The sequence below is a fragment of the Corynebacterium phoceense genome (assembly GCF_900092335.1).
Lineage (GTDB): Bacteria > Actinomycetota > Actinomycetes > Mycobacteriales > Mycobacteriaceae > Corynebacterium > Corynebacterium phoceense.
In genome coordinates this window covers 1,111,807-1,124,139 of the sequence record NZ_LT596208.1, presented here as the reverse complement: position 1 = coordinate 1,124,139, position 12,333 = coordinate 1,111,807, and the positions used below count along the sequence as shown (strand labels likewise).

9 protein-coding genes and 2 pseudogenes are annotated in these 12,333 nt (G+C 64.7%); all 11 read left to right on the top strand.

Annotated elements, in window-relative coordinates:
- The first annotated feature begins 82 nt into the window (after positions 1-82).
- The 11 genes and pseudogenes from BN9444_RS09415 (at position 83) to BN9444_RS09370 (ending at position 12,269) form a co-directional block, all read left to right on the top strand.
- Positions 83-928 carry an acyl-CoA thioesterase gene (locus BN9444_RS09415; protein ID WP_068801819.1) on the top strand — a complete coding sequence of 282 codons (846 nt, stop codon included), beginning with the start codon at positions 83-85 and terminating at the stop codon, positions 926-928.
- A gap of 98 nt (positions 929-1,026) precedes the next feature.
- Complete coding sequence (locus tag BN9444_RS09410) at positions 1,027-1,785, top strand: YebC/PmpR family DNA-binding transcriptional regulator (protein WP_066493050.1); 759 nt, start codon at positions 1,027-1,029, stop codon at positions 1,783-1,785.
- Positions 1,786-1,880: 95 nt separating this feature from the next.
- Complete coding sequence (gene ruvC, locus BN9444_RS09405; protein WP_066513485.1) at positions 1,881-2,444, top strand: crossover junction endodeoxyribonuclease RuvC; 564 nt, start codon at positions 1,881-1,883, stop codon at positions 2,442-2,444.
- A 9-nt stretch (positions 2,445-2,453) separates the two neighbouring features.
- Positions 2,454-2,948 (top strand): annotated as a pseudogene (ruvA, locus tag BN9444_RS13635) (Holliday junction branch migration protein RuvA); the annotation flags it as partial.
- Between the two features lie 67 nt (positions 2,949-3,015).
- Positions 3,016-3,927 (top strand): annotated as a pseudogene (gene ruvB / locus BN9444_RS09400) (Holliday junction branch migration DNA helicase RuvB); the annotation flags it as partial.
- Positions 3,928-4,157: 230 nt separating this feature from the next.
- Positions 4,158-4,463 (top strand): preprotein translocase subunit YajC, encoded by a 306-nt coding sequence (gene yajC, locus BN9444_RS09395; protein WP_233423573.1) that lies wholly within the window; start codon positions 4,158-4,160, stop codon positions 4,461-4,463.
- Positions 4,464-4,726: 263 nt separating this feature from the next.
- Positions 4,727-6,580, top strand: coding sequence for a protein translocase subunit SecD (gene secD, locus BN9444_RS09390; protein ID WP_066493057.1), 1,854 nt, complete (start codon positions 4,727-4,729; stop codon positions 6,578-6,580).
- Between the two features lie 3 nt (positions 6,581-6,583).
- Positions 6,584-7,693, top strand: a complete 1,110-nt coding sequence (gene secF, locus BN9444_RS09385) for a protein translocase subunit SecF (protein WP_068801817.1) — start codon at positions 6,584-6,586, stop codon at positions 7,691-7,693.
- A complete protein-coding gene (locus BN9444_RS09380; protein ID WP_233423572.1) occupies positions 7,690-9,312 on the top strand; it encodes an ABC transporter substrate-binding protein in 1,623 nt (540 codons plus the stop codon). Before secF ends, BN9444_RS09380 begins: the two co-directional genes overlap by 4 nt.
- A 29-nt stretch (positions 9,313-9,341) precedes the next feature.
- Positions 9,342-9,887, top strand: a complete 546-nt coding sequence (locus tag BN9444_RS09375; RefSeq protein ID WP_066513415.1) for an adenine phosphoribosyltransferase — start codon at positions 9,342-9,344, stop codon at positions 9,885-9,887.
- An 84-nt stretch (positions 9,888-9,971) separates the two neighbouring features.
- Positions 9,972-12,269: a RelA/SpoT family protein gene (locus tag BN9444_RS09370; protein ID WP_068801816.1), complete on the top strand. Its 2,298-nt coding sequence runs from the start codon at positions 9,972-9,974 to the stop codon at positions 12,267-12,269.
- The last annotated feature ends 64 nt before the right edge of the window (positions 12,270-12,333 follow it).

Below are 12,333 nucleotides of genomic sequence, written 5' to 3'. Positions count from 1 at the left end.
CCGTTGGCCCGGGGTCGCCCGGGCGCCATGAACGGGCGTTAGCGACGTGCTCTAATGTCAGCGGACCACGGAGGAGATCACCATGCAAAGAATCGCGGATGTGCTCGCCTTGCGCGCGACGGACCCGCTCCACGCGGCGACGCAATTCCTGGGTCCCGCGGTGCCTTCGAACATCACGCGGACGTTTGGCGGTCAGGTCGCCGGGCAGGCCCTGCGCGCGGCGCAACACACCGTAGAGGACAAACTCGTCCACTCGCTGCACTGCTACTTCGTGGCGCCGTCTGACTCCACAAAGCCACTGGAGCTGCGGGTGGAAAAGCTTCGCGACGGCCGCTCGTTTTGTGTGCGTGAGACGCGTGCCTACCAGGACGGCGACCTCAAGAACGTCATGATCGCAAGCTTTCACCGCTCTGGTGACTTGGGCCCCAGCCATGCCGAGCCCATGCCGAGGGTTCCGGACGCGGAGACCCTCGAGCCGGCCCCGGCGCACGCGGCATCGGCACGCGTGGTGCTCGGTGACTGGGCGGAGTGGGACATCCGCGTCGTTCCGGACCGGGACATGGATATTCCGTCGCCCACTGGTCGTGGCTTTGGTGACGCGTGGCTGCGCAACACAGCGGCGGACCTGCCGGACGATGACGCGTTCCACCAGGCGGCGCTGACGTATATGACGGACATGCTGCTTCTGCGCGCGACGCTCATCCCGCACTCCGGCGCGCGCGTGCAGATGGCCAGCCTCGATCACGTGGTGTGGTTCTTCCGTCCGCTGCGCGTGACTGACTGGCTGCTTTACCATTTGGATTCGCCATCGGCGGAAAATGGCACGGGGCTCGCGCGCGGCCTCATTTACAACCACCACGGCGAGCTCGTCGCAGCGACGTCCCAGGAAGGACTCACGCGCGCGACCCCTGAGCAACACTGGGCTTAAACCCTGCACGTTAAGGGAGGGTCTTTAAAAACGGCCCAGGCGTAAATCCGTATAATGGGCAACCGAGAAAAATTCGCCAATCCGAAAGGGGATGGACCATGTCCGGCCACTCCAAATGGGCTACCACGAAGCACAAGAAGGCAGCCAACGACGCCAAGCGCGGCAAGGAATTTGCCAAGCTGATCAAGAACATCGAGGTTGCGGCTCGGACTGGTGGTGGCGATCCGGCGGCGAACCCGACCCTCGACGACATGATCAAGAAGGCCAAGAAGGCCTCCGTCCCGAACGACAATATCGAGCGTGCCCGCAAGCGCGGCTCCGGCGAAGAGGCCGGTGGCGCAGACTGGGAGACCATCATGTACGAGGGCTACGGCCCTAACGGCGTGGCCATGCTCATCGAGTGCCTTACCGATAACCGCAACCGTGCGGCCACGGACGTGCGCACCGCGATGTCCAAGAACGGCGGCAACCTGGGTGAGTCCGGTTCCGTGTCCTACATGTTCTCCCGCACCGGCCTGGTCTTCGTGGCCAAGGGCGAGCTGACCGAGGATGACGTCCTCATGGCCGTGCTCGACGCTGGTGCCGAAGAGGTCAACGACTTGCGCGAGCGCTTTGAGGTTGTCTGCGCCCCGGGCGATATCCCGGCCGTTAAGGACGCGCTCACCGAGGCTGGCATTGAGGTCGACGACACGGATAACGATTTCCGTGCTTCCGTCGACGTGCCGCTGCAGGCCAACGACGCGAAGAAGATCTTCCGCCTCATCGACGCCCTCGAGGAGTCGGATGACGTGCAGAACGTCTACACCAACATGGATCTCTCGGACGAGGTCCTCGCTGAGCTCGAGGCTGAAGACTAAGCTTTCGTAGTGTGTCAAGGGGCGCCCGCGCGGCGCCTCTTTTTTGTGCTAATTTATAGAACGTATGTAGTAAAAGGAGGTGGCGCGTGCGCGTCATGGGCATCGACCCGGGGCTTACCCGGTGTGGCTTGTCCGTGGTCCAAACGGGCCGCGGCCGCCAAGTCTTTCCCGTTGCCGTGGGCGTGGCCCGCACGCCGTCGGGCGCGGAGCTGGGGGAGCGTCTCCTGCGCCTGTCGCAGGCGGTGCGCGAATGGACGGATGACTACACGCCGGACGTCGTCGCCATCGAGCGCGTGTTTGAGCGTGGTGAGGTCTCCACAGTCATGCACACGGCCCACGCCGTGGGTGTGCTCGTCCTCGCCGCGGCGGAGCGCGACATCCCCGTCTACATGTACACTCCGTCCGAGGTCAAGAAGGCTATCTCCGGAAACGGCCGCGCGGACAAGAAGCAGATGACGGCCATGATTACCCGTATCCTCGGCCTGACAGCTCCGCCTAAGCCTGCCGATGCCGCCGATGCCCTCGCGTTGGCCGTCTGCCACGCCTGGCGCGCCCCGTTGCTCGCCCGCCAAGCCCAGGCACTCGGCACAGGCTCCGGCGTCGCGCCTGGCACCACTGGCGGCACGAACGCCTCACGCACCCGTACGTCTCATCTCTAGGAGGATTCCATGATTGCTTCCCTGCACGGCGAGGTCATTGATATCGCACTCGACCACGCCGTCATTGAATGCGCGGGCGTGGGCTACAGCGTGCTCGCCACGCCCACCACGCTGTCCATGCTGCGCCGCGGCGAGGAGACCCGAGTGCTGACTTCGCTGGTGGTCAAGGAAGACTCCATGACCCTCTACGGGTTTAGTGATTTTGCAGACCGTGACATGTTCCACACGCTGCAGACCGTCTCCGGCATGGGCGCCAAGCTCGCCATGGCGGCGCTGTCCGTCATGGGCGCGGGCGACCTCGCCGCAGCAATCTCGGGCGGGGACACCAAGCGCCTCCAGTCCATCCCCGGCGTGGGCAAGCGCATGGCCGAACGCATGGCCCTGGAGCTCAAGGACAAGGTGTCTGCCTTTACTTCTGCCGTACCCGACGCCGGAACCTCGGCGCCCACGGCACCCGCCTCGGCCACCGCCACGGTCGACGAAGTCACCGAGGCCCTCATCGGCCNAGCGCACCGAATTCAAGCTTCCGGATGATCTCGCGGCCCAGGCCGCGGCGGCCTCGGCGGCCGGTATTCCCGCGACGAACCGCAACGCGGACGTCGACGCCTTCGAGCAGCCCGGCGAGCACGACATCGAGCGTTCCTTGCGCCCCAAGTCGCTCGACGAGTTTATCGGCCAGCCCAAGGTCCGCGAGCAGCTCGCCCTCGTGCTCACTGGCGCCAAGCAGCGCGGCGTGACCCCGGACCACGTCCTGCTCTCCGGGCCTCCGGGCTTGGGTAAAACGACGATGGCGATGATCATCGCCCAGGAACTCGGGACGTCGCTGCGCATGACCTCGGGCCCGGCCCTCGAACGCGCTGGCGACCTCGCGGCGATGCTCTCCAACTTGATGGAAGGCGACGTCCTCTTCATCGACGAGATCCACCGCATCGCCCGCCCCGCCGAGGAAATGCTCTACATGGCGATGGAAGATTTCCGTATTGACGTCATCGTGGGCAAGGGCCCCGGTGCTACCTCCATCCCGCTCGAGATCCCGCCGTTTACGCTTGTGGGCGCGACCACCCGCGCGGGCATGCTCACCGGCCCTCTGCGCGATCGCTTCGGTTTCACCGCGCAGATGGAGTACTACGACACGGAAGACCTCACGCGTGTCATCACCCGCGCGGCGCACATCCTCGGCGTGAAGATCGACCCTGATGCCGCCGTAGAAATCGGTTCCCGTTCCCGCGGCACACCGCGTATCGCCAACCGCTTGCTTCGTCGTGTCCGGGACTTTGCTGAGGTTAATGGTGACGGCCACATCGATCTCGCCGCGGCCCAAGGCGCGCTCGAGGTATTCGACGTCGACGAGATGGGGCTCGACCGTCTCGACCGCGCCGTTCTTCGCGCGCTCATCGTCGGCCACGGCGGTGGCCCCGTGGGCGTGTCCACCCTCGCCGTCGCGGTGGGCGAGGAGCCCTCCACCGTCGAGGAAGTCTGCGAGCCNGCCAACAATGCGTTCCTTCCGCGCGGAATCTTCACCATTTTTGGCAAGTGCCACGGCGTGGGTGCGTCATCGGTTTTAAGGAACGGCGCGCTCGTCCCCGCACGCTGTGAGCGAACGCCCCGCCAGGCTGCAGACGGGCAGGGAAGTGGCATGGCAGACTGGGTGCCATGGATTTCCTTTTGCTTATCGTCCTTCTGCTTGTCCTCTTCGTTCCCTACATTCTTATGATGCGCAAACAGAGCGCGGCGCGTAAGACGGTCGAGTCCTTCCAGGCCTCTCTCACGCCGGGCGCGCGCGTGGTGACTGCGGGCGGCTTCCACGCGACCGTCGTTGCGGTGCGCGAGACCGAGCTCGACGTGGAGATTGCGCCGGGTGTTACCGCCACGGTGGAACGCACCGCGGTTATCCGTCCGGAGTCTGATGCTGCAGTCAGTACGCCGGCTGCCGATACCACGGCGAGCGAGGACTACCCGCCGCTTAACGAGGACGGCCACGATGCACAGGGTGACGCTCAAGGTGGCGCGCAGCGCTAACCGAAGGCAAGAGAGATGGCGCCGTCCGTGTGGGCGGCGCCTTTCGCGATGTGAGAGAACTCAATCGGGGAGCGTGAACCGACGCGCGTGTGGGACAGGGTTGGACTTGTCACACACGCGCGCGTTTTCTTGGGGCGCGTTAAGGAATTGGAGGTGCAAGGAGGTACGATTGTGGATCGTGTCTGCGGCCTAGGTGTGTCACCTTCGCGCCGCAGTGATTATTTTGACCCTTTTATTTCAACGTCCCCAGAGGAGTACATGCCTTGAGCAGCAAGTCTCGCGTGGGTAGCGGCAGCAGATCATGGCCGAAGAAGGCGCTCGCCCTCTTCGTACTTATCATCGCTGTCGTCTACGCCCTGGTTTTCTTCACCGGCAGCAAGTCGCCGACACCGAAGCTCGGTATCGATCTGCAGGGCGGCACCCGCGTCACCCTCGTGCCCCAGGGCGCGGAGCCGACGTCCGAGCAGCTGGCCCAGGCGCGCACCATTCTGGAGCAGCGTGTAAACGGCCAGGGCGTGTCCGGTGCCGAGGTCGTGACAAACGGCAACACGCTCGTTATTACCGTCCCGGGTGAGGACACGGCGCAGGCGCAGGCCGTGGGCCAAACCTCCAAGCTGCTCTTCCGCCCGGTCATGGCGCAGCCCATGCCGGATACCTCGAAGATCAGCAAGGTCGCTGGCGATATGGCCAACCGCTGGGTGAAGTACGGCGTGCTCACTGCAGACGAGGCCAACGCGCGCCTCACGCAGCTGTCGCAGACGCTTACCCAGGCGGGCGCCCAGGCAGAGGCGGAGAAGGTCACTGAGAAGCCGCTGCCGGAGCCGTCTAACTCGATCGAGGAGGCCAAGCGCCGCGACGAAGTGACCGCGATGCTGCTCAAGGACCGCCAGTCCGAGGACGTCACCACGCTCTCGGCGGCCTCGACGCTGCTGCAGTGCACCCCGGGTGCCATCGACCCGCTGGCCGGTGCGGATGATCCGTCCAAGCCGCTCGCGTCCTGTGACTCGACGACGGGTCAGCCGCTGCTGCTCGAGGAAGCCCCGCTGCTCAACGGCATCTCGGACGAAAACGGCACGCGTCTTACCGGTAACGAGATCGACACCGATAAGCCGATCAACGGCGGCCTTAACCCGCAGACCGGCCAGATGGAAATCTCCTTCGCCTTCAAGACGGGCGACGGCCCGAGCGGTTCCCAGACGTGGGCGGACCTCACGCAGGAACGTCTGCAGCAGCAGATCGCCATCACGCTCGACTCGGCTGTTATCTCTGCCCCGGTCATTCAGGGCCAGACGCCGTACGGCTCTTCGACGTCGATTACCGGTAGTTTCACTCAGGACGAGGCACAGTCGCTGGCTAATAACCTGAAGTACGGTGCGCTGCCGCTGTCCTTCGTCGGTGAGAACGGCGAGCCGGGTGGCACGACCGAAATCGTCCCGCCGTCCCTGGGTAAGGCCGCGCTGGAGGCTGGTCTTATCGCCGGCATCGTGGGTCTTATCCTCATCCTCATCTACTCGGTGTTCTACATGCGTGCGCTGTCGGTCTTCTCGATCCTCACGCTGATCGCCTCGGCCTTCCTTACCTTCGGCACCCTCGTGCTGCTGGGCCGTTGGATTGGCTACTCGCTCGACCTGTCCGGTATCGCTGGTCTTATCATCGGCATCGGCGCGACGGCGGACTCCTTCGTCGTTTACTACGAGCGCATCAAGGATGAGTTGCTCGAAGGCCGCACGTTCCGCTCGGCGGTTCATACGGCATGGGAGCGCTCCCGCGCCACCATCGTGACTGGTAACGCCGTCACCCTCATCGGCGCCGTCGTCGTCTACCTCCTCGCCATCGGCGAGGTCAAGGGCTTCGCGTTCACCATGGGCCTCACCACGGCCTTCGACCTGGTTGTGTCCTTCCTCGTCATGGCGCCGCTCATGCAGCTCATCGCTTCCAAGCCCGCGTGGGCTAAGCCTGCGCTCAACGGCCTGGGCGGCATTTTCAACCTCGTCGAGGAGCGTCGCGAGCAGGGCTTCTACGCCAAGCCGGCCAAGAAGTCCGCCTCGACCGAGACGGCCGTCACCCCCGCCGCGAAGAACCCGGCCACCCCGGACACCGCGGAGAAGGAGAACTAAATCATGGCAAGCAAGAAGATTTCCCGCTTCGACCGCCTCTACACCGAAGGCAGCGGCTTCAACGTCATTGGCCGCTCCAAGCTCTGGTACGGCATCACCGTCGGCCTTGTCATCGTGTCCTTCCTGGCTATGCTGCTGCGCGGCTTCAACCTCTCCATCGACTTCGAGGGCGGCACCACGGTCAACATGCCGGCCGCTGACCTCGTCGCGACGGACGTCGCTGACACCTTCGAGGAAGCCACGGGAGTTACCCCGGAGATTGCTCAGGTCGTTGGCTCCGGCGACTCGGCCACCTTGGAGGTCACCTCCGAGCGCCTGAGCCAGGAACAGACGGACGCGGCTCGCCAGGCCATCTACGACAAGTACCAGCCCGTCGACCAGTCGGGTAAGGCCACCCCGGACGCCATTGGTGTCTCCACCGTGTCCGAGTCGTGGGGTTCCTCCATTACCCAGCGCATGCTGCTCGCCATGATCGTCTTCCTTGCGGTCGCTACGGTCTACGTCGCCGTCCGCCTGCAGCGCTCCATGGCGTTTGCCGCCATCTTCGCGCTCATCGTCGACGCCGTCATCATCGCCGGCATCTACGCGCTCTTTGGCTTCGAGGTCTCGCCGGCCGTCATCATCGGTCTGCTCACCGTCCTCACGTTCTCTCTCTACGACTCCGTCATCGTCTTTGACAAGGTCAACGAGAACACCGAGGGCATCACAGGCCAGCGCAAGCACAACTACGCGGAGCAGGCCAACCTCGCCGTCAACCAGACTCTCATGCGTTCGATTTCGACTTCGGTCATCTCGGCCCTGCCGATCATCGCGTTGCTCGTCGTCGCCGTCTGGCTCCTCGGCATTGGTACTCTCCGCGACCTCGCGCTCATTCAGCTCATCGGCGTCATCGAGGGCATCTTCTCCTCGCTGTTCCTCGCCACCCCGCTGCTCGTGTCCATTGCCAATCGCACCAAGGACATCAAGGCCCACAATGCGGAGGTCGCGGCGTTCCGCGCTCGGCATGGTGAGGACGCAGACCCCGAGCTTGCCGATGCCGCCCCGCGCACCGTCGCTTNTCCCGCGCGCCCGAGTCAGTGCCCGCCTCGTCTTCTTCTAAGGAGCACCCCGTGAAACGCCTTCTGGCAACGTTCGCCGCCCTCGCCACCGCATCGACCCTCGTCGCCTGTGGGGCAGGGGACTCCGAAGACAACGCTGTGCCGTCTGCGCCGGTGAGCACGGACTACTTTGGTTACCAGGTCGCCTCGCGCTTGGTGACCACCAACGCCGCGTCGGCTTTCGGCACGGCGACGAATGCGCAAGTGCTTTCCTCGCGCCTCTATCCGGCGGCCTTCGTGCCTGGGCCCGAAGGGCAGATCATCCCGAACACGGATTTGGTGAAGACGGAAGAGCTTCCGGAGCGAGCCGACGGCCTGCGCCAGATTCGCTACACCATCTCCGAGAAGGCGACCTACTCGGATGACATCCCGGTCTCGTGCGAGGACTTCCTGCTGGCGTATACCGCAGGCTCCATGCCCGGAACGTTCGGCTCCGATTTGCCGGTCATGGCCAGCGACGTGGAGGACCTGCAGTGCGCTGCCGGCGCCAAGGACTTCACGCTCGTGCTCAAGAAGGACAAGGGAGGGCGCTGGCGTCACCTCTTTGGCCCGGGTACGGTGCTGCCGTCTCATGTCATCGCCAAGCAGGTGGGCATGAGTCAGGAAGAACTCGTCACGGCGCTTCAGTCCTGGGATCCCACCACCGTCGAACCCATCGCGGACGCGTGGCGTTTCGGCTTCATGCTCACCAAATTCGACCCTGCTACGCAGGTGTCCTACGGCCCGTTTGTCATCGATAAGGTAGGCTCCGAGGGCGAGGTCGTCCTCAAGCGCAACGAGAACTACTACGGCGATCCGGCCGCGCTTGACACTCTCGTCATTTGGCCGGCGAACGCGGACTCGCGCACACTCAAGGACACGGGCGCGCTGCGTATCGCGGACTCCCCGTCGGCGAAGCCGGAGTGGCTCGACGTCAGCATGGACGACAACCCCTACGAGGTCGAGTCCCACGTGGGCGCGCTCACGGATACGCTCACGCTGTCCGAGGAGGGTCTCTTCGCTGATAAGTCGATGCGCCAGGCCTTTGCCAAGTGCGTCGATGCTGCGGCCATGGCGAAGGCCAGTTCCCGCGTCTCCGGCGTTGATGTCCCGCCGGTCTACCTGCACACTTTGAGCGCCGGCGACCCAATCGCGGCCCAACTCAAGTCCATTGGCGACGCGCACGCGGCGGTGGATGTACAGGGGGCATCGGCAGCCTCTGGCACGACGGTGCGCGTGGGGTACCAGGGACCGGATGAGCGCCTGGCCGCAATGGTCGCGGCGCTCAAGGACGCCTGCGCCCCGGCCGGCATCACCATTGAGGATTCCTCCTCTGACTTCATGTCTAAGGCCTACCTCGAGCTCGACCCGGATACCGGCGCTCCGACCATCGATGCCTTCCTCGGCGCGGTGGATCCGCTGAGCCAATACAGCTCGGCTGATGCTCGCATCGGGGAGGTCGAGGCGCTCAAGAAGGACGAGCTTGCGCTGTGGGACTCCGTGCCTGCCATTCCGGTGGCCGCGCAACCGCGCACCTTCGTCGTCGACCAGTCCGTGGAAGGCGTGCTGCCGAATACCGGCGCGTCTGGCATAGGCTGGAACATGGACCGTTGGCGCGAAGGGAACGCCCCTGCGGCGGCTTCGACGACCCGTTAGTTGACTAGTTTCTAGGATATAAAGACGTTATGAGCAAGACTTACGCCAGCGCCGCAGAGGCGCTCCAAGACAAGATTCGCCTTGTGCCTAACTTCCCGGCCGAGGGCGTGCTCTTCGAGGACCTCACGCCGGTGCTCGCGGACGCGGAGGCCTTTAGGACGGTCGTCGACGGTCTCGCGGAGGCCTGCGAGGAGCTCGGCGCCGAGCTTATCGGCGGCCTCGATGCCCGCGGCTTCCTGCTGGGCTCGGCCGTGGCCTACAAAATGGGCCTGGGCATCCTCGCCATTCGTAAGGCCGGCAAGCTTCCGCCGCCGGTCCTGCACCAGGATTACTCGCTCGAGTATGGCCACGCGGCCCTGGAAATCCCCGCCGATAGCTCGGAGCTCAAGGGCAAGAAGATTGCCCTCGTCGACGACGTGCTCGCCACCGGCGGCACGCTCTACGGCGCGAAGCTGCTCCTGGAGAAGGCCGGCGCCGAGGTCGTGGGCAACGTCGTCATCATCGAAGTGAAGGGATTGGGCGGGCGTGAGCGCCTAGCGGGACCCCCGCTCGTTGTGTTGGGGAACACAGACTAGACTGAGAAGTCCTAGCACTGTTCCCCGTGCCGCGGCCTAATTCCCGGCGTGGGGGAGCCTTCGAGCAAGAAAGTGGGCGCGCATATGACTAACGACCGCGGCACCAAACGTTCCTCCGGCTCGGGCATGCGCAGCATGTCGGCCCGCCTGGCGCGGTCGCTCACGGGCGGTGGCCGCGTCAAGGTCAACCCGGTCCTTGACCCCTTGCTGTCCATCCACAAGAAGTTTCACCCCCGCGCCGACGTGGCCCTGCTCAACCGTGCGTACACGACCGCCGAGCGCCTGCACGAGGGCGTGTTCCGCAAGTCGGGCGACCCGTACATCACACACCCGCTCGCCGTGGCGACCATTGCTGCGGAGATCGGCATGGACACCACCACCGTCGTCGCGGCCCTACTCCACGACACGGTGGAAGATACGGATTACTCGCTTGATGACTTAACCCGCGACTTTGGTCCGGAGGTCATGCGCCTGGTCGACGGGGTGACGAAGCTCGACAAGGTGGCCCTCGGCGCGGCGGCGGAGGCCGAGACCATCCGCAAGATGGTCGTCGCCATGGCCACGGACCCGCGCGTCCTCGTCATCAAGGTCTGCGACCGTCTCCACAACATGCGGACGATGCGGTTCCTTCCGCCGGAGAAGCAGGCGAAGAAGGCCCGCCAGACGCTCGACGTCATCGCACCGCTCGCGCACCGCCTGGGCATGGCGAGCGTGAAGTGGGAACTCGAGGACCTCGCCTTCGCGATTTTGTACCCCAAGAAGTACGACGAGATCGTGCGCATGGTCGCTGACCGCGCGCCCTCGCGCGATAAGGCGCTGAAAGAAATCATCGACGAAGTCTCGCGCGCACTACGCGAAAATGGCATCGACGCCGAGGTCATGGGCCGCCCGAAGCACTACTGGTCGATTTACCAAAAGATGATCGTCCGCGGACACGAGTTCGCTGAGATCTTTGACCTCGTGGGCATCCGCATCCTCGTGGACGACGTGAACTCCTGTTACGCGGGTATCGGCGTGGTCCACTCCTTGTACTCGGCGCTGCCGGGCCGCTTCAAAGACTACATCTCCTCGCCGCGCTTTGGCGTCTATCAGTCCCTGCACACCACCGTGATGGCTGCTGGCGGCCAGACCCTCGAGGTTCAGGTCCGCACGCACGAGATGCACTACAACGCGGAGTTCGGCGTAGCGGCGCACTGGCGCTACAAGGAGATGAAAGGCAAGAACGGCCACTCAAACGAGGAAGTCGACCAGATGGCGTGGATGCGCCAGCTTCTCGACTGGCAGAAGGAAGCCGCGGACCCCAACGAGTTCCTTGATTCGCTGCGCTATGACCTCACGAGCCAGCAGATCTTTGCCTTTACGCCCAAGGGTGACGTGGTCAACCTGCCCGCCGGCTCTACGCCCGTGGACTTCGCCTACGCCGTCCACACGGAGGTTGGCCACCGCTGCATCGGCGCGAAGGTCAACGGCAAGCTCGTCGCCCTCGAATCGACCCTGAAATCTGGCGACAAGGTGGAGATCTTCACCTCCAAGGACGAGAACGCCGGCCCGTCCCGCGATTGGCAGGAGTTCCTCGTCTCGCCGCGCGCCAAGGCGAAGGTGCGCCAGTGGTTCGCCAAGGAGCGCCGCGAGGAGCACCTTGAGGCCGGCCGTGACGCGCTCGCCGCCGAGGTCCAGCGCGGCGGTCTGCCCATGCACCGCCTGTTTACCGCGCAGTCCATGAAGCAGGTCGTGCAGCAGTTGCACTTTACCGACGTGGACGCGCTCTACACTGCCATCGGCGCGGGCCACGTCTCCGCGCAGCATGTCGCCAACCAGCTCATGGCGCTCTTTGGCGACCAGGACGACGCTGTCGATGCCCTCGCGTCGCGCACCTCGCTGTCCGAGCTCGAGGCCACCGCCAAGGTACACACCGCGGATTCGCACTCGGCGACGGGCGTCCTCGTGGAGGGCAACCCGGACGTCATGGCGAAGCTCGCGAAGTGCTGCCAGCCGGTGCCCGGTGACGAAATCTTTGGCTTCGTCACCCGCGGCGGCGGCGTGTCCGTCCACCGCGCGGACTGCACGAACGCCGAGAAGCTCCGCTCTGAGCCTGAGCGCATGATGCGCGTGGAGTGGGCGACGAGCACGCCTTCCGATGGCGCCTTTGCCGCCACCGTGCAGCTCGAGGCGCTCGACCGTCAAGGCCTGCTCTTCGAGCTCACCCGGATCTTCAGCGACCAGAAGCTCAACGTGCTCAACATGAGCTCCAACCGCGGCGACGACAACATCGCGACCATCCGCTTTACATTCTCCGTCTCCGACATCAAGCAGCTGGGTCAGCTCATGACCTCGCTGCGCAACACGGAAGGCGTCTTCGACGTCTACCGCGTCACGGCCTAGCCGCGCCGCCCCGCCGCCCTTCGCCCCGCAGATTCTTCTGCGGGGCGTTTCGCATGCCGGTAAA